Raw genomic sequence first — 20,583 nt, 5'->3', positions numbered from 1 at the left:
ACAGAGCGAACAAACCAGTCATCTCGACGACCGGAAGTGCAAGATCGCCGTGCAGGGGCGTCAGTGGATCGGATAGCTATAGGCGGGCGACGGATCAACCTGTCAGCACCTGCTCCACGACGCTGAACCGGATCCGCTCCTGCTCCAACCGCAGGGCGGGTGCGTAGCGGTCGGCGACCAGATCGCGGTACACCTGCGACTCGTCGGGCGTCAGGCGAGCCAGCTCCACCGCGACCGGAGTGGCCTCCCGGCCCCAGTGGGCCCGGTGCCGCAGCAGCGTGTCGGCGTCCATCAGCGTCGACGCCGTGTGCGGAAACACCTGGCGAAGCCGGTCGAGAATGGCGAACCCGTGGGTGTCGATGTCACCCCAGTAGGTCAACTTCCGGTCGTGCAGCCAGGCCAGCGGTGCCAGGGCACGCACCGCATAGCCGCCGCCGAAGACCGCGATTGTGTCGGGGACCGGCGGAAGCGCGAGGTATGTGGTCTCGTTCTCCACGACGAGCACCCGCGCGACGTCGGGCGGGCAGGCGGCCAGCTCGTCGACGCGTACGGTCAGCTCGCTGAACGGTCCGAGCGCCGCCGGCGCAGGCCGGGTGAGCGCCCGCAGCCGCACGTACGCCGGTTTGGTGCGGAACCGGTACCGCTCGGCGAACCGGCCCGGCGGTTGCGCCGGGTCGACCCGTTCGGGTGCCAACTGCCGGTCCAGCAGCTGGGCAAGGACGCCCCGGTGCTGCTCGATGAACTTGGTGTCGACCCCGGGCACGTCGATCTGCCGCACATACCGCTCGCTGCTGGGGTGACGGTCGATCCAGCGCACGACGTCGACCAGGCGGGGCCAGCTCGGCTCGTGGTCCAGCACCTTCATCGGTTCGGCGATCATCCACTCGACCAGGCCGGGGACGCTGGACCGGGTGGCCTCGACCAGCCGCAGGAACGTCTCCACCTGCCGCTTCACCCGCAGCAGGGACCACATCCGGTCGGCACTGTCGATGACGGCCCGATGCGGCACCTCGTTGCTGCCGACGAGTCGCCCGCCGACGCGTTTCCACTCCAGGCGGACCAGGGTCGGGTCGACGGCCTGCCACGCGGCGAGCCAGTCCTGGGCGGCGCCGAAGTTCTCGCCCAGTTCGACGGCGGTGGGCGCGCGCAGCGGCACGACGATGGGCTCCCACCGCTGCCGCGCGTACGCGGTGAGCAACTCGCCGGAGTTCCACCGACGCCGCAGCTTCGCGACGAGGTCTGCCGGCGTGGACCAGCGCGTTGCCGGCACGGTCATTGCCCGACGGTGACCAGATGGGCGAGCTGGTGCGTATCGCGCTGCTTGTGGTACTCCTCGATGCTGAGGCTGCGCAGCCGCGAGTTGCTGCCGGTCGGGTTGTCGACGAAGCCGACGGCCGACACGTACGGCTCGATCACGTGGATCTTCTGCAGCGGGGTGACGATGAGCAGTTGCAGTCCGAGCCGCTGGAACAGTGCGAGCGCGAACCGGGTCGACTCGTCCGAGCCCCGGCCGAACGCCTCGTCGATGACCACGAAACGGAAACTCTGGTCGCGGTCGGCGGTCAGGTCCAGCTTGAACTGGTACGCCAGCGACGCGGCGAGGATGGTGTAGGCGAGCTTCTCCTTCTGCCCGCCTGACTTGCCGCCGGAGTCGCTGTAGGTCTCGTGCTCGCTGTCGTCCTCGCGCCACCGCTCGGAGGCGGAGAAGACGAACCAGTTGCGCACGTCGGTCACCCGCCGCGCCCAAGCCTTGTCGATGTCGGTGAACCCCGGCCGGCCCCTGAATCGTTCGATGAGTTGCTTGACCTGGAGAAACTTCTGCTCCGAGTACTGGTCGGCGTCGTCGCGCGCGAGCGAGTTCTCGGTACAGGCGCGCAGGTCGCTGATGAAGTCACGGATCTCCACGTTGGGAGTGCGGTTGCCCTCCAACCGGATGTACCGGCCGTCGTTGTAGTCGATGTCCACGAGGGACCGGTTGATCGTGTCGATCCGTTCCCGGATGAGATCGGCCTGCTTGTGCAACTGGGAGTGGAAACCGGCGATGTCGCGGATGGTGTTGGTGTTCAGGTACGTCTTGAACTCGTTCTCGAACCGCGGCAGGTCGTCGCGGACCAGCCGCTCGTGCATCGTCCGGTACTCCGGCGCGGACTGGATGGAGCTGTCCAGCTCGGCGGTCTCCACCGGATAGGTGTTGCGGAAGTCCTCCATGGCGCGTACCGCCCGGTTGCTGGCCAGTGCCGACCGGCGGGCCGACTCGTCGCGCTCCCTGGTGAACTGCGCCTCGGCAGTGCCGCGCAACTGGTCGTACTCCTGCGGGCTGGACAGCGGGGTCTCCCCGGCCAGCTCGGCGATGGCCGCGAACCAGCGTTCCGCGTCGCGCGCCGCCGGCTCCCGCAGCAGCGCCTCGGCGTCCCGCTGGCCGTGCGTGGCCTGTTCCAGATGTACGTCGGTCTGGGCGATCCGACGCTGTAGGGCGTCGCGATCGGCGCTGTGGGTGTCGATCTCCTTCAGCACCGCGTTCAGCCGAGCGGTGATCCGCTCCAGCTCCCGCGACGCGCCTTCGAGCTGCTGCTTCTCCTGGCGCAACCCGTGCACCCGCCGGGCCGAGGACTGCCAGTCGACGTCGGCGAAGTCGGTGGCTTCGGCGAGCTTGCCCAGCACGCCGAGCCGGCGGTTGAGGGCGTCGAGCCGGTCGACGACCGCGTCCCGGTCGCGCACCGCCTGAGCCTTGTCGTGAGTGAGTACACGTGCCTTGGCCAGCAGCGCGTCGATCTTCGACTCGATGCTCCAGCCCAGCACGTACGTGCTGCGGTCGTCGATGCGGCTGCGGTCGTCCTTCTCGTGCCGGCCGCCGGTGTCCTTGACCTGGCCAGCTTCGGTGATCGCCCGCTCGGCGCGGCGGAACTCCTCGACCGTCTGCACGCACTCGTAGCCGGCGCGGCGGCGCAGCTGCCGTTCCAGCCAGGGCCGCAACGGCGACTCCTTCAACTCCAGCTTGGCGAAGAGCTGCCGGCCGGTATCGGCAGGCAGCGGCTCCGCCTGCCGGGGGACTGTCGCCGGCACCCGGTAGTAGACGAGTCGGCCGCCGAGGTGGTGCCGGTCGACCCAGCCGGCCACCGTCGGGTAATGCTCGTCGGGCACCAGGATCGACAGCGCGAAGCCGCGCAGCAGCCGCTCGGCCGCCCCCTCCCAGTCGGCGGCGTCGGCCCGGACCTGGATCAGCTCGCCCGCGAACGGCAACGCCGCCTCGGGCAGCTTCAACTCGGCGCAGATGCGTGACCGTAGGTCGAGGTTGCGTCGGGGGATGTTGCTGCGCCGCTCCTGGAGGCTGCGCAGCTCGGCGTTCACCTCGCTCTCCTGCTGCTCCAGATCCCGCACCCGCACCGCGGCGTCGGTCAGCTCGTTCTGCCGGGCAGCGCGGTGCTCCTCGGCACCGGTCAGCTCGTCGGTGATCTCCCGTTGCCGGGCGGTGAACTGCTCGATCGTCTCCACCGGCGCAAGGCCGGCCTCGGCCAGCAGGCCGCTGAACCGGTCGGAGCGGCGGCGCCGTTCGTCGCGGGCGCCCTCGGTGTCGGCGATCTGCCGTTCCAGTTCGGCGATCCGGTCGCCGCCGTGCCCGGCACGTTCTAGCTCCAGGCGTTGCCGCTCGGTCCCCAGCTCGTTGAGCGTCGTCCCGGTGGCGGCCAATTGTCCGTGCAGCTCGGCGAGCTCGGCGGTGTGCGCCGCCACCCGGGCCGCGTACAGTTCGGCCTTGCCTCGGGCACAGAAGTACGGCAGCGCCTCCCGCTTCGCGTCCAGCTCGCCGATGGCCTGACCGTAGGTGTCGTACGCGTCGCAGGCGTCGAGCAGCGGCTTGAGCGCGGCCAACTGTTGGCGGGCCTTGACCACCGCCTCGTGCGCCTTGGTCAGATCCTGGAAATGCTCGACGAGGCGACGGATCCAGCCGCCGGTGTCGAAGGGCTCCAGCATGTGCTGGCGGACGAAGTCGTTGAGGTCACCGACCGCCTTCATCGACACGGTCTGGTGGAACAGCTCCATCGCCTGGTCCGAGGCGATGCCGAGGCGGCGGCGAAAGTCCCGGCCGTACTCGGGGAAGTGGTCGTACACCTTCGCGCCGGACTGGCGCAGCCGCCGCTTGAGCTGGCCGATCTCGGAGCCGAAGTCGGCGAAGTCATCCGCGATGGTCAACTCTTGGCCGGCGGTCAGGTAGAAGCGCTCCGGCTGACCCGGGTTGCCGTCGTGCAACCAGAACACCTGCGCCAGGCTGACAGCTGCGCCGCTGGCCGGCTCGACGAAGACACCGAGCAGCACCGAGTAGCAGGAGCCGCGACGCAGGCCGACCGGTTCCGAGGCGCCGGTCTTCTCGTTGCGCTCCGACTTGTAGTGGCCGAGCACGTAGGAGCGCAGCGATCGCTCCCGGGTGTCGGCGCCGGCCGCCTTGTTGTACGAGATCCGGTTGGCCGGCAGCAGCAGCGTGGTGATGGCGTCGACGACGGTGGACTTGCCGGAGCCGATGTCCCCGGTGAGCAGGGCATTGGCCCCGTCGAGGTGCAGCGCCCAGACCCGGCCGTCGAACGTGCCCCAGTTGTGCAGCTCCAGCCGCCGCAGACGGAACCCGCTCTCGGCGGTCATCGGGTCGCCTCCAGTTCTGCGGCGTACTCGGCCAGCCGGGCGTCGAAGTCCGCCAGCCACTGCGCGTCGACGAACGCCTTGATGATGCGCCGCACCTCGTACGTCGCCTCGGTGTCGTCGATGCGGCGCAGGAAGCCCAGCTCCACGATCTTGTTGAGGTGACTGTCGATCTGGTCGATCAGCCGAGCCTCGCTTGTCGAGGTTGGCAGGAAGACCGCGCACAGGTCCACGATCTGCTGCCGGGTCAGCACCAACCGGGTGTCGGCGTTGCTGGCGTCGAACTCAGCGAGCTTCTTGCGCAGCAACGCCAGCAGCAGGCTGACGTGGAACGACAGCGCCCGGCGCGGGATGAGTCGGGGGATAGCCGGCTGTCCCTCCTCGTCGCCGGGTTGGGAGCGCAGGAACGCGTACCCCTCGGCCTCGTCGATGACGACGGCGAGGCCGAGCACGGCGACGTAGTCGCGGACCTGTGCCTGCAACTGCGTCAGGTGGTGCCACGGCACCGGATGCGTGTCGCGGTAGATGACACCCTTCATCAGGTGGGCGGCGGCCACCGAGAGACTCGGCTCCTCGCTTCTGGTCGTGGCCATCACACCTCCTGCGGTACTGACACCCGGCGGACGAAGGAGACGGCGGGCAATAGTGCGGTCCGGGTCCGGCCGTCGGTGTCGCACCAGCGCACCTGGTCGCGCCGGCCGTCGTCGAAGACCACGTCGAACGCCGGGTCGCGCAGCGACAGGTACGTCACCAGCTCCGCCAGGCCCTGCTCCAGTGGGCGGTCGGCGAGCACGTCCGGCAGGGACACCTGAGAGTTACGGCGCAGGGCTCCGCGTACCGCGTCGGTCAGCCGGGCCGGATCGACGTACACCTGCTCGAAGAGCCGGGAGACGTCGATGTCCGTCTCGCCGGTGTCGACCGTGCTGTCCAGGGTCTGCTTCGCCCGGGGCCGGTACAGCGGGCGTTCCATCGGCAGCACCACCTGCGGGGCCGGCGCGTCGACGGCGAAGACCAGCTCGTTGGTGGGCTGGTCGCGCAGCGCCAGCGCGTGCGCCTCGATACCGCGCAGCAGGTCCATCACCCGGCGGTTCTCCAGCCACACCTGATCGTCGAGGAACCGGCGCAGCTGCTCCGACAGCAGCCGTACCGTCGCCTGGGTGCGCTCCGCCGCGTCGAGCCAGTCGTAGTGGATGCGCCGCATGCGCGGATCCGCCTCCGCGATGACATCCAGCGACTGGACCCGGGCGAGCAGGTCGGTGAACTCCTGCTGGCGCTGCGGCGACAGCAGGAAATCATAGAAGGCGTGGAAGCTGCGCCCCTGGTCGGAGTCCGCGATGGCGTGCCGGTTGCCGACCACCTCGTCGAGCAGTTCACCCTTCGAGCCGCTCCAGGTGGCGATCTTCTCGCGCAGCGCCCGATCCAGCGCCCGGAAGTTCGCCTCGACCTCACGGAAGTCGGCGAGCAGCCCGCGCGCCGTCGACACGAACTGCTGGTAGCGATCCCGCTGCGCGGCACCGTCGAGCACCTCCACCTGCCCGCCGCGCACCTTGGCGATCTCCGCGTCGATCGCGTCGCGGCGCGCCTGCAACTCCGCAAGCCGGGCGTCCGGGTCGGTCTCCGCGCCGTAGGCCATCTGGCGCAGCAGCTCCAACACGATGTTCAGCCGGGACTCGGTGCCGACGAACGACCGGTCCTGCAACGACTGCACCCACGACAACGCCCGTTCCACCGCCGGCGTAGCGTCGAAGTGCACCTCGTCCGAGTCGGGCGGATAGTACTTCCGCAGCCAGCCCACCTCCGGCTGCGCCCAGTCGTCCAGGTACGCCTTGGCGGGGCGCGGAAAGGTGCCGGCGCCATGCCGCTCGTTGAGCGCGAACAGCTCGTCGGACAGCCGCGCGGTCAGCTCGACACCGGAAATGGAGCGTACGTTCTCCTCGACGAAGACCCGCCCCAGAAAGCTCAGCACGAGCGCGGCATGATCGGCACGCAACAACCGCCACGCCGCGTTGTTACGGCGCAGCCACTCGACCTCGTCGAACTCGATGGTCACCGCCCCATGCCCACCCCTGACCGGCCAACTCAAACCCCGCCCATGCTAGAGCCCGCCACGGACATTCGTGTACGGCTGGCCGCCGCAGACGTCGCTCCGGATTCAGAGCCGGTTCTTCACTGTCGTCACGACCTGCCCATCCACCGTCGTCGCTTCACACGTCAGACTTACCGACTGGCTGACCTGCGGCAGCAGTGTACTCGTGAGCGTGTAGCGGGCAGCGCCATTGACGGCAAAGCCCGAATCCGTCTCCCACGATTCCTGCAACTCCACGTCGTTTAGGGACACCAGGATCCCATCCGGCCCAGCTTGACCTGCCCGCCTCTTTGCCTCGCGCTCCAGGGCGGTCCGACATTCCCGTTGGGCCGTTTCCAAAGTCAGACTGTCCCTGCTGCTAACCCAGACGAGGGCGGCCACGGCGACAGCGATCAGAGCCACAGCCATGCTGGCGACGGCAAGAATGGCGGGCAGCTTGCTGCGCTTGTCCCAGCCGTTCATCGGTGGCTGGGGATGTCCGAGTTCGGTAGGTGGATCCTGCTGGTTCGGACTCGCCGGTGCAGCCACTTGATGCGGCTGTTGGCTCGGGTACGGATCGGTCATTCTTTGGCCTCCCCACGTCGTGTCAGCTTGTCGATGCTGCTCACCTCAGGTTCCTGAGGCCACGAGTTGTCGGGTAGGCGACTGCGGGTGTGGCCGGACGGTCAGGGAGCGACCATGATCCGGTGACTGAGCAGACAGTCCTGTAGGTACGGGTCCTGTCGAGCTGAGGGCGTCAACGAGTCGAGCGACCGCTCGTCGATGCCATGAGGTCGAGCCCGTCCGGCCCGGGACGCCTCAGGGGGCACGACCCTCGGTCGGCCTGCCGCTACGGCGGTCGAGGATCCCGATAGCGCGAACGGCTCAGCTCGACAGCAGCCGAGGGCAACATCCCGGCTGGCGGCCGTGGCGTCGTGGCTGACGCACCGGCAGACGACGGTGTCCAGGTATCAGAGAACGCAGCCCAGTGCCCGCCGGAGCACCCAGCGACTGCTCAGGGTGCCGCTGGGACCGGTTCGAGGACGAAGACGGGGATCTGGCGGTCGGTCTTGCGCTGATAGTCGGCATAGTCCGGGTACGCCTCGACCGCCCGGCGCCACCAGACGGCCTTCTCGTCGCCGAACACCTCACGGGCCCGGTACTCCCCGGTCTTTGTCCCGTCCTGAAGCTCGATCACCGGATCGGCGACCAGGGCGGCGTACCACTGCGGGTTTTTGGGTGCGCCTCCCATCGATGCGACGGCCGCAAAGTGTCCGTCGTGCTCGACCCGCATCACCGGCGTCTTGCGGAGCTTGCCGGTCTTGGCGCCCCGGTAGGTCATCAGCACGATGGGCCGGCCGGCGATCGTGACGCCGTCGGTCGTGCCGTTACGCACGATCTGATCGACCTGCTCGCGGACCCACTCCAACGCGCTCGGCTCGTAATCACCCGTCAATCCCATGCGCCCAACGTACGCGACCTCTATGGACGCCGCCCATTCTCCAAGGCCGCCCCTGCGACCTCGTCGATCATGCAGTTGTGGCACCAAGTAAAAAGGAAACAACATCCCTTTTCGGAAGCCACAACTGCTTGATCGCGGGAGCGCGGACTTGACGGAGGCGAGGTGGCTCGCTTTCCGTCAAGTAAGAGTGGGCAGGTGGAGCCGCTCGGCGGGTATCCCGGTGGCAGGGAGTTGGTGGCGGGCGAGGCTGAGCATTGCGGGCGGGCCGCAGACGTAGACGTGCTGGTAGGGGCGGTAGTGGTTGAGCGCGACGGTCAGGGCGTCGCCCTGTTCGGCGGGGGCGGCGAACGGGTCGTGTGACAACGCTGGCACGACGGTCAGCCAGGGGTGTGCCTGGTCGAGCTTGTCCAGGGTGATCGCGTCGTAGAGGTCGGCGATGGTGCGTGCGCCGACGATCAGGGTCACCCGGCGACCAGCCGGTGCGGTGGCGACCTGCTCGACCAGGGCGCGCAGCGGGGCCAGCCCGGTACCGCCGGCCACCAGCAGCAGATCCCGGGCAGTGGTTCGTCCCGCCTTGGCCGGCTCAGCCCTGGCGGATGCCGCCTCGGCAGGGCCGCCAGGAGGGGACGGCTCCGGAGCGGTGGGCAGGCTCAGGCCGATGTCGACGGGTGGGCCGAGGTGGAGCAGGTCGTCGGGGCGTACCTCATGGACGAGGGTGCGGGAGACGGTGCCGGCGGGGACCGCGCGGACGTGCAGCTCGACGGTGCCGTCGAGGCGTGGAGCGTTGGCCGGGCAGTACCAGCGCCAGCGGCCGGGATGCTGCGGCAGGCAGACCGGCACCGCCTGACCGGGCCGGAACGGCAGCCGCCGCCACGGGCGTACCGTCAGGATGACGATGCCGTCAGCGGCCAGGTCGCGGCCGACCATTTCGGCCGGCCAGAACGCCGGCCCGTCGCCCATCCGCCCGGCGGCGCGCTCGATCAGCGCCCAGGCCCGGCGCCACCGTCGCTCCCAGCCGACCTGTTGCGGGCACAGCCGTGGTGCCACAGGTGCCAGCGCGGCACCGATGAGCGGGCCGTGCTCGGGGCACAGCCGGTACCGGCGGTGGACCCGGCCGAGCACCGCCAGCAACGCCAGCCGCCCGGCCCGGTCACCACCACCGCCGACCAGGCGGGCCAGCGCGGCGACGACGAGCGCCGTCGCCCGCTCCGGCAGCAGCCCCGGGCAGTACGCCTCCAGCCCGGCCCGGAAGCTCGCGGCAACCTCGCCCATCACCGCGTGGTCGCCAGCCGCCCCGGTCACCTGCGCTCCCCTGCCACATGCCCGTGGGGTCGACACTCGGTGTGCCGGGACTGCCACTGCCGCAACGCCTGCCGGATCCGCTCCGACTCGGTGTTCGCCGTGGTCAACTCCCGGTGCAGCCGGGCCAACTCGTCGGCGACCCGATCGAGATAGTCGTACACCTGGGCGGGGTCCAGGCCCCGCCAGCGCCTGTCGAACTCGGCGGCGCGGACGTGATGCGACTGTAGGCGTTCCCCGGACAGGTAGATCATCGCCGCGGTGCCTCCTGCTCGGCGATCAGCGCCCGCACCTGCCTGTCGCTGAGGCCGCGCCGATCCAGCACCCGCCGCCCCCAACGGTGCAGCCGGCACGGATGCGGCGCACGGTCGTTCCGGCAGCGCGGCCCCTCGGGCCACTGCTCCGCAGCGTGTACGGTCACCGCCCGCACCGCGAAACCGACATCCTCTGCTGTCACGTACGGCGGCATCGGCAGCTCGCCGAGCACCTCGTCGATCGAATCCATGTCCCTCCCCTGCTGTGGTTGCGGCACCGGGGCGGGCGGGGACGGCGCACCGTCGGGGGTCGGCACCGCCGGAGCCCAGCACCCGCCCCGGGCCTCGTGTCCAGCCTCGGCGAGCACATGAGCAGGGACTACAGCGCCGGAGAGGCCTGCGTGACGCAGAAATGAGGCATCTGCGTACCCGCGTGGTCGACGCAGGGTTATTAAAGTGACGCCAAAGCGGAGGGAGGTCGGGCGTGGCCTTGAAGCGACACCGACTCTGCCAGCGGCGTAAGGCGCTCGGATACAGCCAGGAGCGTCTGGCCGACCTTCTCGGCGTGGAGCGGTCCACTGTGGTGCGCTGGGAAAACGCGGAGACGGACCCGCAGCCGTGGCATCGCACCCGCATTGCTTCCGCGTTGCGCGTTACGCTCGAACAGCTCGACGACATGCTCGTCGACGTGTCAGTGGCAGCGCATCGAGGGCAGGCCGTGAGGGACATGGAGCGTGATCCCGTTTCCGCCGCCGCTAGGTCTGATCTCTTGAACGGCCTTCGGACCTTCCTCAGCACCTACCTGACGGACTCAGCACGACCGGCACCACCGCTGCCCGAGGTCCGGCGCGCTGTGGGCAGAGTGCACAACCTCTACCAGCGAGCGAGCTACACGTCGGCGGCCCGCCTGATGCCGGATGTGCTCAGCCATGCGACGGCCCTGACCAGCAGCGCCGCCGGCATACACCGCACCAGTGCATTTCGGCTGCTCGCCGCTGCCTACATCGCCGCATCCAAGCTCGCGGCCAAGGTGGGTGACGGTGAGGCAACCCTGTTGACGGCTGACCGGGCGTCCACCGCCGCACGTCTGGCCGACGATCGGGCGCTTGCTGCTGTTGCCGCCTACCAGGCGGCATGCGGTTTGATGGGGCAGCCCGGAAGATCGGTAGAAGCCGAGCAGGTGGCACGAACCAGCATCGACTCATTGGCTTCGGCTGCTTCAACCTCCGACCCTGACCTGCTCTCCGCTCAGGGAGCGCTACTACTTCTTGCTGCCGTCATGACTGCTGCGCAGGGCGACACGAAGCAAGCGGGCTACTTCCTCACGCGTGCCGAACGGCTGGCAACGACGTTGGGCGCCGACCGCAACCGGCTGTGGACCGGCTTCGGCCCAACGAACGTCGTCATTCACGCGGTATCGGCCGCCGTGCGCGCGGGTAACCCGGACCAGGCCATGGAGATTGGTGCTCGGCTCGACACGTCGCGACTGCCCATCGTGCTGGTTGGCCGAAGGGCACAGGTGCACGTCGACCTGGCGGCGGCAGCGCTGATGTCGTCCAATGACAGGTCGGTCTGCGTGCTTCACTTGCTCGAAGCCGAGCGGGTTGCCGCCGAGATGGTGTACGCGAACGTACAGGCCCGCACACTCCTGCTCGACCTGTTGGCGAAGGAGCGCCGGACGGCGACGCCAGGACTGCGGCCACTCGCGGAGCGGGCCGGACTGCTGGCATGAGCCACTCACGCGTACTCGCCCTGGTCGTTTGCGCAGCGCCTCCGGTGCTGCGGATCGCTGAGCTGATTGATCTGCTACAGGAAGACGGCTGGACCGTCTGTCTCACCGCCACCCCGACCGCCGCGACCTGGATCGACCGGGAGGCGCTAGCAGCGCAGACCGGCTACCCCGTGCGGGTGGAATGGCGGAAGCCCGGCGAGCCGGAGCCGCATCCGCCGGCCACGGCCGTCGCCGTCGTGCCCGCCACCTTCAACGTGATCAACAAGTGGGCTCAGGGCATCAACGACACCCTCGCGCTCGGCATCCTCAACGAAGCGCTCGGTGCGGGGATCCCGGTCCATGCGTTTCCGAACGTCAAGGAGCAGTTGACCGCACACCCGAGCTATGACCGGCACCTGCGATCGCTACAGGACGCGGCGGTCGCCGTGACACCCCTACCTGCTGAACTGGATTGGCATTCGGCCGTTCACCGTCTCCGGTTCGCATAACCTCCGGCACTCAAGTGTCCGTCGGTGTATTGCAGGCAGCACGACCAGGCTCAGCGGCGCGGGTGCGGCACCTGACGGTTGAAGCGCGGCTTGAGGGCCAAGACCAGCGCTTCCTTCGTACCCTCCGGGTTGTCGGTCTCCTGCCAGCGGATCTCCCGCCGGCCCAGCCAGTCGGCGATGTCTTGCGCGCTCGCCACCGGGCCCTGCTTGTCGAGAATCTGGCCGACCTGCTCGTGCAGCACCGACGACTCGCGATTGCCGGTCAGGTGCTGCCGGAGGCGGTTGCGTAGGTTCCCGGTCCGACCCACGTAGATCACCGTGCCGCCGTCGAGGACCACGTGCACGCCGGGCGCGCGGGCGGCTTTGGCCACAGCCTCCACCGTGTACGGCGCGGGAGGCGTGAAGCCGGCCAACAGGTCGTCGTTCGAGGGGTCGGGCATGCCCGGCAGGGTACTCCCGGTGACGGCGCACGAGTCGTGTAGTCGTAGAAATTTGGATAATCAGCGGGTCGCGTCATGTGCCTAGAGTTGCCGATATGCAAATGCCCGTTGCGGTCTACTACCCATCGAAACGGCTCGCCCGATGGTCTCGCCATTCGCGGACGGCATGGAGCAACGGTCCGTGGTGTGAACCAGGTGCGGAACGTTGCTTGTGCTCCCACAGGCGCACCAACCCTTCGGCGAAGGCGTCCAGGGCTTCGTCGGGGGTGCGTGTCCACGCTGGGATCTGTGCGGCCCATGCCTCGGCCTCGGCGGGCGCGTGGCCGGCGCGGATGAGACGGACCAGCATGAGGGCGGTGTCGATCCACGCCGCGCCGCGCGCCGGGCTGGACCAGTCGACGAGCCGCAGCCGCTCGGCGACGAGGAAGTTCCGCGGCGTCATGTCGGTGTGCAGCAGCGTGTCGCCGTCGACCAGGTCGGGAGCGATGAGCCCTCGCCAACGTTCAGCGAAGCGTTGCACCTGGACGGGCGGGCTGGGAGTCAGTAGGCGGCTCTGGGCGGCGAGCAGTTCCGCGATCGCATCCAGATCCGGCGAGCCTGGAGCAAAGTCGGGATGCCGGCCGGCAACGTACTCGAAGCCGAGGATCAACCAGCCGTGCGCTTCGACCGTCCAGCGCAGGCGGGGTGCCACATCGGGTAGCCAGGGGTTGACGCGGGCCTCGTTCCGGTAGAGCCAGGCAACCGGTCCGTCCGCCTCCCCGCCCTTGCAGAAGACCCGACCGCTGTCGGCGTCGACAACGGCGGCCAGGTCGCAGGAGGCACCGGTCGGTACGGAGTAGGCGGCATGGACAGCACCGGTGCGTTGTTCGATCTGCCGGCGTACCTCCCCGGGAAGCTCGTGCCAGTCGCGGCGACGCGGCATCCGGTGGCCTCCCGAGGACGAGCGGTCCCGCGCAGTCTATGCCCGGGACCGCTGGTGGCCTGCCTATCGAGTCGGGCTGTCGGTGCAGCCGGCGTGGCACTGAGTGCAGTCGGACACCCGGCCGCCCCACAGCTCATGATCGACGGCGAAGCCGGCGGCGGTAATCGCGGCGACCTTCCGGGAAATCGGCGCACCGATCGGCTCAGGTCCGGAGGACGGCTCCTCCGATGTGGGCTCCGGCTGGTGGTGGATGAACCGACCGGCGACGCGCTGGCAGAAGTCGGCGTACTCGCGGGTGTGCAGGAGGAACGTGTGCCAGCCGATGTCGACCAGGTCGCTCGGCCCGAGCGGTCCGGTGGCGGTGGCGCAGGTCCCGAGGAAGGCGAGCGCCTGATCGAGGATTCGGGCCGGCATGTCGGGAGCGAGTTCGGGGTGGTCGTGGGCGATTCGGGCGGTCAGCTGGGTGAACAGCTCGTCGGAGACGAGCGCCCGTCCGGTGCCGACTCGGTCGATGGTGAGCATCCTGCTCCTTCCGTTGGTCGTCTCACCGCAGGCTGCGCCCGAGCACCCTCGATCCTCATAACGCTATAGGATTGTCGATATACGTGCTGCTTATACCGCGAGACCACGAAAGCGTTTGAATGGTTAGTACGGCAGCCGCCGTTTGAGATCTTGCTGTTGAGGTGGGGTGGACGCGAGGCGGCCACCGCGTGATCGTCTGTACGTTGTGGACATAACTTCAGATCTGGCGGTGGCCGCAGGCCACAGCGTAGACCCCGCCGCGTGGGAGCGGGTCATGGCCGGGGTGCTCGGCTGCTTCGCGGGCCGGTTCGGGCGGGTGGAGCCGCGGCGGGCGGCGGGAGAGTTCGTCTCTGGTCTGCTATCTGACCTTGAAGTCAAGACATGTTGGCAGTTGGCGGAGCAGGCCGGGCACGTCCGGCCGGACGCGATGCAGCGGTTGTTGTACCGGGCGGTGTGGGACGCCGACGCCGTTCGTGATGACCTGCGGGCTCTGGTCGCGGGCCGGTTCGGTGACCCGGACGCGGTCCTGGTTCCGGACGAGACGGGAGACCTGAAGAAGGGCAGCCACACCGTCGGGGTGCAGCGGCAGTACACGGGCACGGCCGGGCGGATCGAGAACAGCCAGGTCGGGGTGTTCCTCGCCTACGCAAGCCGGCACGGGCACACTCTGATCGATCGACGGGTGTATCTGCCGGTGTCGTGGACCGACGACCGTGACCGCTGCGCCGCCGCGGGGGTGCCCGACGAGGTCGGGTTCGCGACCCGGTGCGAGCTGGCCGCCGACATGATCACCGCAGCCCTTGATGCCGGTGTCCCGGCGGGGTGGGCCGCCGCGGACGAGGCATACGGCAACAGCAGCGTGTTTCGTGCCTTGCTGCGCGAACGCGGACTCGGCTATGTCCTCGCGGTGTCCCGCAGTCATCTGGTGCCGCTCGACGGCGGCAAGACCCGCGTCCGCGCCGACCGGGTGGCCGCCGACCTGCCCGCCACCGCATGGCAACGCCGCTCGGCCGGGGCCGGATCCAAGGGCCCACGCTTCTACGACTGGGCCTGGCTCGACGACGTGTGCACCGACGCCGACCCGGACGACGGCGGACGGCACAGCCTCCTGATTCGAAAGAACACGACCACCGGTGAGCTGGCCTTCTACCGCTGCTGGACCCCGAAGCCGGCCACTCTCGCTCAGCTCGTGCGGGTCGCGGGCATCCGCTGGACCGTCGAGGAGAGCTTCCAGGCCGCCAAGGGCCAGGTCGGCCTGGACCAGCACCAGGTCCGCCGCTGGGACTCCTGGCACCGGTTCACCACCCTCGCCCTGGCCGCACTCGCCGTCCTGGCGATCTGCGCCGCCGACGCCGCGACCGACGCTTCCACCGACCACGGCTTGATCAAGCTGACCGTCAACGAGATCCGCCGACTGATCAACGCCTGCATCATCCGCCCGATCACCGACCTCGCCCACCGTTTGCACTGGTCAGGATGGAGACGCCGGCATCAAGCCCGAGCCCGCCGAGCCCACTACACACGCCGACTCAACCTCGAACTCCAGCCATGATCCCAAACGGCGGCTGCCGTATTAGGCTCGACGGAGCGCAATGCACACAGCCGACCGCGAACGGCGAGGTTGCCGGTGACACCTGCGAACTGCTCCCGTTGCGGGGGCGCGCTTGGCCCGCGACAACGACAGCGGACGCTGCGCGCCCTGCCAGGCCGCCGAACGCGACAGGCTGAGCGCACCGCCGGAGGTTCGGTCGCATCCGCCGCTACGGGCGGCTCTGTGGAACGACATCTCAGACGAGTGATCCGGGCGTGCCGACACCACCCGTACCACGTACGAGCGGCGTTACCGCAGGCCGTGGTGGCGAGTTGGTTGGGCATCACCCAGGCACAGCTTCCCGACGGTGAGGCGGTCGGGCGCAGTCTATGCCCCGGGCCGCCGGCAGTCGGGCCGTCGCGGCTGGATTCGCGCTCGCGACGGATAGACAGCCCAGCGACTCGTCATGCGGAAACGGGGCAGCCGCTGTCCCGATCAATGACGATACGGCAGTTGGGGACTCCTCAGCCCTCTACCGGCAGCGCCCTAGCACGTGCAACCTTGCGCACGGCACCCTTCACCGATGCGACATGCTCCACGACCGCCATCCCGACAGCCTTCGCGAGCAGTGGCGGAACCGCGTTTCCGATGATGCGTCCAAGCGGCGCGAACTGCGCTGGTTCACCCGGTGGGACGAACTCGTAGTCCTCGGGAAAGCTCTGCAAGATTGCGGCTTCCCTGAGCGTCATCGCCCGATCCTGTTCGGGGTGCCCGAACCGTCCAGCGCCGAAGCTGTACGACAAGGTCGTGATAGTGGGCGAGGGTTCGTCCCACGCCATGCGGGCGTAGACATTCCGGAAGCTTGCGCCTGACGCCTTCCGGTGACAGGGAGCGCGCAATTCTTCCGGCCATTCCTCCCAGCTGCCGCCAGGACTGGACCGCTTGATGCGCTTGAGGTTCATCGGTGTCAGTGTGCGGCTCTTGTGGAGGGGGTCGGCAGGGTGGGTCTCGCCGTTTCCGACAGGAGGCAGTCCGCCGATCGCCTGACGAACCGTGGCGTACTGGTCGGGGGCGATGGTGCCCTTGGGCACGGCGATGTCACCGAGCAACGAGGCGACCAGGACCAGACGTCGACGGTGCTGGGGCACTCCGTAGGCCGGGCAGTAGCAGGATGAGAAGTCCACGTGGTAGCCGTAGTCACGCAGCTGCTCGACGAAGTCCTTGAAGATGCGCGTGCCGCCGATCCGAGGGACGTTCTCCATGGTGACGATCTCGGGTGTCGTGCCTTGAACAAGCCTGCGCACCTCGTCCACGAGGGGCCACTGGGCCTCGTTCGACGTGTCGACGCCGCGCCGGTAGGACGAGAACGGCTGGCACGGTGCGCAGCCAGCGAGGACGCGGACGGCACCGGCGGGCCACATGGCAGAGAGTTCCTCGACGGTGAGGTCACGGACGTCTCGCCTGTGGAACGGCGCCCGAACGTTGCGTCGATACGGATAGTCACACGTACGGTCGAGGTCCACGCCGGCAGCGACATGGATGCCGGCGTCCTGCAACCCGTGCGAGAGCCCGCCGACGCCGCAGAAGAGATCGACGGCAGAGATCCTGACAGATCGGGCGGGCATGCTCGGACTGTAGTAGATCACGGAGCGGAGGCGGAGTCGGGCGGGTGCGCGACGTGGGCTCCATCGCATGGACAAAAGTCAGCCGACCCTACCGATCTGGCCCATGGCTGGGCGTGAAGATCGGCAGCAACTGACAGCAGGACGTGCCGGGACGACTGTGAGCCCGACTCCTCCAGGTTGATGGGACCGTTTGGGCTGTTTTGCACCCGATCACGACCGTTGATAGATGTTCGCGTAGTGCCAGGCCAGATATCGCTCTGCAGGTGCCGTGGCTCCCTCTGGCAGCAGCAGTCGACGTGCCAGCGGTGGGCTTCCGAAGGACGATCGCGCTGCCGGATCCGCTTGGATCGCCTCCTGTACGTCCGGACGGACGTGCACCCGCAGCTCATGGTCGATCGCCAGGAGCCCGGTGTCGAAGGCGACGTCGTGCGTGGGGCATGCAGCAACCCCGTTCTGCGGGTCGAGCCGCTCGGCAGAGGTGCTCACCCGCCAGGGCTTGATGTGACTGGCGACGAGCATCCGTTGTGCCGCGCGGCCCTTCGTCCGCACGCCCAGGCCACAGAAGGCGCACCGATGACCGTGGTTGTGGAGGACATCGCGCGCGAACCGATGCTGCCCGACCCGCACCGCAGCCATGAGCAGGCGTTCGGTCACTCGCTCCGGAAGGTCCGGTGCCTTCCGCGACCAGGCGGCGACCTTCTCCTGGACCGCCATCTCCAAGTCCGAATAGGTCAGCTCTTCCTGCCCAAGGAGGTGCAACTCGTCACCGCCCTCCAAGCCGAGGAAGTCGGGAAGATCGTCGGGCCCGATCCCAGCCTCGCGGCCCGCTTCCAGGATGAGCCGGTAGGTCGCTTCCAGCCGCCCCGGGTCGGCGAGGAGGGTCGATGCGACATAGACCTCGTACCTGGCCCCGTGGGCCAGACCGCCGTCGAGGTTCCCCATCTTGGCGATCAAGCTTCCGGGCGGGCGCCTGAACAGTCGGGCGAGCGTAGGGATGGGTTCTTCGGCGAGGTGGGCGGTCGATCCGCGGTACCGGCGATGGTTGAAGACGAGGCTGGCCGCGAGGCACAGGAGGGTCTCGACAGGAGTGAAGTCTTCTTGCCTGGCGCCAGGCCTGGGTGTCCGGCGGAGGATCGAACTCCACTGGTTCACCGCCTGCCCAGCGCTCAGGTCGAGATAGTCGCCGATGGTCGGCATCGAGGTGCTCCTTTCCATGCCCTCCAGCCGCCGGGCGACAGCTGCACCTTTGGTCAGCTGTCGCCGCCAAAGTTCCGATCCTTTCGAGCCTGGAGCGTAAGCACCCTTGGGGTCGGCCTGCGCGGCCGCCGACGGGGCGAGCTTTACATTCGTACGAAAAGGGCACCTAATGCGAGGCAAGCTATTATTTCCCTCTGAGGCTAGCTATGAATGATCTTTCGTGCTGTCGCCGGATAGGTTTGAGAGATGGACCGAAAGTCCACCTTGCCAAGAGCCCTCGACGCCGCAACCTCCGCCCGGTTCCGGCGCATGCCTCGTGCCTCGACGAAGCCCGAGCTGTCGCTACGCCGTGAGCTTCATCAGCGCGGCCTGCGGTTCCGGGTAAACCATGCCGGCCTGCCAGGACGCCCCGACCTGGCCTTCACCCGGGCGAAGGTGGCGGTCTTCGTCGACGGCTGCTTCTGGCACCGCTGCCCCGACCACGGCACCCTGCCTCGCAACAACCGGGAATGGTGGCAGCAGAAGCTCGACCGCAACGTCGCCCGCGACCACGCGAAGGACGCCGCCCTGGCCGAGCTGGGCTGGATAGTGCTGCACGTCTGGGAGCACGAGGCCACCGACGCCGCCGCCGACCGGGTGGAGGCCGAATGGCGGCGCCGGGTACCTCCTGCTACGCCCTGACCGGCGTACGCAGGTATCCGTTGGTACCGAAGAGCACCTTTCGATCCAGGAAGCGGTTGAAGAACCGGCACGACGGCTCCCCCAGATGGACGCAAGCGCTGCACGCGCCACTGCCACGGGCACACCCAGGATCCAGTGGACAACGGTGCTCTGCGTCGACGAACGCGTCGAGCAACTCGTCCAGGTTCGACTCGAACACCGCCTGCATGCCGCCAAGCACGAAGTCACCGCGAGCGGCGGCGTAGACGAAGAAGCCCAGGTGACCGGGTACCAGGTACTCGCTCAACGCGTCCCGCTCGATCCCCGAGAAGACGGCGGCCTGCCGAACGAACCGGTGGGCGTAGGTGTGCACCAGCTTGAGCAGGTCGGTGCCGGCGGACTCGACCGACGGGTCGTCACGCTTGGACGGCACCTGTACCTCCTGCAGAATCGCGACTCGCGCCGCTACCGCCCCGTTTCCGGAGGCCCATCCCGGCAACCGGTGCCCTCTCCCGACCAGCCAGGTGGCGACCCGTACCGGGTCCAGGCGGACCAGGAATGCCTCCGTCTCGGCGAGGTTGCCGTAGAGCCGATAGCCGCCCTTCTTCCGGCGGAAGGGCACCAGCCGACACTTCGACGGGTCGTCCTCGCCCCGCGTGTAGCCGTACATCGCGTTCAGCACCGGGAACCGGTCGACGAGGTCCAGACCGTCGATCCCGGCCCGGTCGAGCGCCGCCGGGTAGCGGTCTCGGTAACGCACGTCCAGGGCGTCCCCGGGCGTCGCACTGCGCAGTGCCGTCGTCGGCGTGCGGCTCTCCGCGAGCGCCATGGCGATGTCGACCGCTTCCCGCTCTGCTTCCTCGCGCCGCTCGCCCGAGAGCCCGTCGATCGGGTGGTCACCAGCCTTCGCCAGTCCCCCCTGGTCGGCGGCGCTCTTCGCGGCAGCCTCCGCGATCTCCCGAGGAAGACCGGTACGCATGAGTTGCTCGATCAGTTCTTCGAGGGTCGGCGGGGAGACCACGTCGGCAGGCCGGGCCACCGCCAGCCCATCGACCACCCAGACCAACGCCTTGCGAGCGCCACCGGCGAGCTTGAGTCCCTCCCGGTGCTCGGGGCGTGGCGGATTGATCAGCACCATCCCGCGCGGCGTGTAGACCATGCGGGCCTTGTGCACGTTCCAGCGGAAGTAGCCCTGACCGCACCCGCAGGGCTTGTTGAAGCCGAGCCCCTGCATCAGGCGGGTGTCACAGGCGGGGCAGACGAAGGAGATGTCCGCCGCCTTGGCGCTCTTTGGAATCACGACCTTGACGTCGTCGTGCGTCGGGCACCGCTTGATGTACGGCTCAGCGATCGCGCCGCATTCGTGGACGCCGACGAAGTGCAGTTGGCCCCACTTGCTGCGCTGGCCGCACTTGCAAGGCCGGTCGATGGACCTCCCGATGCGCTTGCACGTCCGGCAGAGCCACACCTGCGGATACCGTTCGACGGTGACGCCGCGTCGCTCGTCGAGCTCGACCACTTCGACGGGAGCGTTCCGCATCAGGTCGTCACCGACGCCACCGTCCGTGCCGTGGAAGGCCCATGCGCCCACCTCGCGATGCAGGTGACGTCGGACCAGGTCGGTATCGACATCGATGGGGCTTGGCGCCGACCACTCCGCGACCCGGTAGACGTCGCCACGCAGGTCGACCGTCTGGTTGGGCAGGAACGTACGCAGGATCTGGCTGCCACTGCGGGATCCAAGGACCGTCATCTCG

The 20,583-nt window shown here is 68.6% G+C and carries 19 protein-coding genes; 4 read left to right on the top strand and 15 right to left on the bottom strand.

What is annotated here, in order from left to right:
• Nucleotides 1–94: 94 nt before the first annotated feature.
• From O7597_RS17545 to O7597_RS17505, 9 genes are all read right to left on the bottom strand, one after another.
• Entirely contained in the window at nt 95–1,276 is a 1,182-nt protein-coding gene (locus tag O7597_RS17545) for a Wadjet anti-phage system protein JetD domain-containing protein (protein ID WP_269739652.1), read from the bottom strand.
• The gene (locus tag O7597_RS17540; RefSeq protein ID WP_281580176.1) at nt 1,273–4,632 is read right to left on the bottom strand and encodes an SbcC/MukB-like Walker B domain-containing protein; all 3,360 of its coding nucleotides are present in this window, start codon (nt 4,630–4,632) and stop codon (nt 1,273–1,275) included. Before O7597_RS17540 ends, O7597_RS17545 begins: the two co-directional genes overlap by 4 nt.
• On the bottom strand, nt 4,629–5,222 hold the full coding sequence (locus O7597_RS17535; RefSeq protein WP_281580175.1) for a DUF4194 domain-containing protein: 594 nt from the start codon (nt 5,220–5,222) through the stop codon (nt 4,629–4,631). Before O7597_RS17535 ends, O7597_RS17540 begins: the two co-directional genes overlap by 4 nt.
• Nucleotides 5,222–6,679 (bottom strand): DUF3375 domain-containing protein, encoded by a 1,458-nt coding sequence (locus O7597_RS17530; protein WP_281580174.1) that lies wholly within the window; start codon nt 6,677–6,679, stop codon nt 5,222–5,224. Before O7597_RS17530 ends, O7597_RS17535 begins: the two co-directional genes overlap by 1 nt.
• A 102-nt stretch (nt 6,680–6,781) precedes the next feature.
• Nucleotides 6,782–7,279 (bottom strand): hypothetical protein, encoded by a 498-nt coding sequence (locus O7597_RS17525; RefSeq protein ID WP_269739656.1) that lies wholly within the window; start codon nt 7,277–7,279, stop codon nt 6,782–6,784.
• A 430-nt stretch (nt 7,280–7,709) separates the two neighbouring features.
• Nucleotides 7,710–8,156 carry a nitroreductase family deazaflavin-dependent oxidoreductase gene (locus O7597_RS17520; RefSeq protein ID WP_269739657.1) on the bottom strand — a complete coding sequence of 149 codons (447 nt, stop codon included), beginning with the start codon at nt 8,154–8,156 and terminating at the stop codon, nt 7,710–7,712.
• Between the two features lie 177 nt (nt 8,157–8,333).
• Nucleotides 8,334–9,458, bottom strand: coding sequence for an FAD-binding oxidoreductase (locus O7597_RS17515; RefSeq protein WP_281580173.1), 1,125 nt, complete (start codon nt 9,456–9,458; stop codon nt 8,334–8,336).
• Nucleotides 9,455–9,709, bottom strand: a complete 255-nt coding sequence (locus tag O7597_RS17510; RefSeq protein WP_281580172.1) for a DivIVA domain-containing protein — start codon at nt 9,707–9,709, stop codon at nt 9,455–9,457. The genes O7597_RS17515 and O7597_RS17510 overlap by 4 nt, the downstream gene beginning before the upstream one ends.
• A complete protein-coding gene (locus tag O7597_RS17505) occupies nt 9,706–9,960 on the bottom strand; it encodes a hypothetical protein (RefSeq protein ID WP_269739660.1) in 255 nt (84 codons plus the stop codon). Before O7597_RS17505 ends, O7597_RS17510 begins: the two co-directional genes overlap by 4 nt.
• Nucleotides 9,961–10,193: 233 nt before the next feature.
• On the opposite strand from O7597_RS17505, the gene O7597_RS17500 reads away from it, so the two are divergent.
• Both O7597_RS17500 and O7597_RS17495 read left to right on the top strand, forming a co-directional pair.
• Nucleotides 10,194–11,441: a helix-turn-helix transcriptional regulator gene (locus tag O7597_RS17500; protein WP_281580171.1), complete on the top strand. Its 1,248-nt coding sequence runs from the start codon at nt 10,194–10,196 to the stop codon at nt 11,439–11,441.
• Nucleotides 11,438–11,929: a flavoprotein gene (locus O7597_RS17495; RefSeq protein WP_281580170.1), complete on the top strand. Its 492-nt coding sequence runs from the start codon at nt 11,438–11,440 to the stop codon at nt 11,927–11,929. Before O7597_RS17500 ends, O7597_RS17495 begins: the two co-directional genes overlap by 4 nt.
• A gap of 50 nt (nt 11,930–11,979) precedes the next feature.
• On the opposite strand, the gene O7597_RS17490 is transcribed toward O7597_RS17495, so the two are convergent.
• The 3 genes from O7597_RS17490 to O7597_RS17480 all read right to left on the bottom strand — a co-directional run bounded on the left by O7597_RS17490 (nt 11,980) and on the right by O7597_RS17480 (nt 13,813).
• Nucleotides 11,980–12,369, bottom strand: coding sequence for a GIY-YIG nuclease family protein (locus O7597_RS17490; protein WP_281580169.1), 390 nt, complete (start codon nt 12,367–12,369; stop codon nt 11,980–11,982).
• Nucleotides 12,370–12,487: 118 nt separating this feature from the next.
• Nucleotides 12,488–13,291, bottom strand: a complete 804-nt coding sequence (locus O7597_RS17485; RefSeq protein ID WP_281580168.1) for a hypothetical protein — start codon at nt 13,289–13,291, stop codon at nt 12,488–12,490.
• Nucleotides 13,292–13,354: 63 nt separating this feature from the next.
• Entirely contained in the window at nt 13,355–13,813 is a 459-nt protein-coding gene (locus O7597_RS17480; protein WP_281580167.1) for a hypothetical protein, read from the bottom strand.
• Nucleotides 13,814–14,087: 274 nt separating this feature from the next.
• On the opposite strand from O7597_RS17480, the gene O7597_RS17475 reads away from it, so the two are divergent.
• Nucleotides 14,088–15,365 (top strand): IS701 family transposase, encoded by a 1,278-nt coding sequence (locus O7597_RS17475; protein ID WP_281580117.1) that lies wholly within the window; start codon nt 14,088–14,090, stop codon nt 15,363–15,365.
• A 503-nt stretch (nt 15,366–15,868) separates the two neighbouring features.
• Here O7597_RS17475 and O7597_RS17470 read toward each other — a convergent pair.
• Nucleotides 15,869–16,969 (bottom strand): DNA cytosine methyltransferase, encoded by a 1,101-nt coding sequence (locus O7597_RS17470; RefSeq protein WP_281580166.1) that lies wholly within the window; start codon nt 16,967–16,969, stop codon nt 15,869–15,871.
• Between the two features lie 210 nt (nt 16,970–17,179).
• On the bottom strand, nt 17,180–18,166 hold the full coding sequence (locus O7597_RS17465) for an HNH endonuclease (protein ID WP_281580165.1): 987 nt from the start codon (nt 18,164–18,166) through the stop codon (nt 17,180–17,182).
• 246 nt (nt 18,167–18,412) lie between these two features.
• Here O7597_RS17465 and O7597_RS17460 point away from each other — a divergent pair, with 246 nt between their 5' ends.
• Nucleotides 18,413–18,847, top strand: coding sequence for a very short patch repair endonuclease (locus O7597_RS17460; protein ID WP_281580164.1), 435 nt, complete (start codon nt 18,413–18,415; stop codon nt 18,845–18,847).
• Here the strand turns inward: O7597_RS17460 and O7597_RS17455 are convergent.
• Nucleotides 18,837–20,579, bottom strand: a complete 1,743-nt coding sequence (locus O7597_RS17455) for a hypothetical protein (RefSeq protein WP_281580163.1) — start codon at nt 20,577–20,579, stop codon at nt 18,837–18,839. The genes O7597_RS17460 and O7597_RS17455 overlap by 11 nt on opposite strands.
• Nucleotides 20,580–20,583 lie beyond the last annotated feature (4 nt).

It is taken from the genome of Verrucosispora sp. WMMC514 (assembly GCF_027497295.1).
GTDB lineage: Bacteria > Actinomycetota > Actinomycetes > Mycobacteriales > Micromonosporaceae > Micromonospora > Micromonospora palythoicola.
The sequence above is the reverse complement of the archived record's forward strand: the minus strand, read 5'-3'. Positions and strand labels throughout refer to the sequence as shown.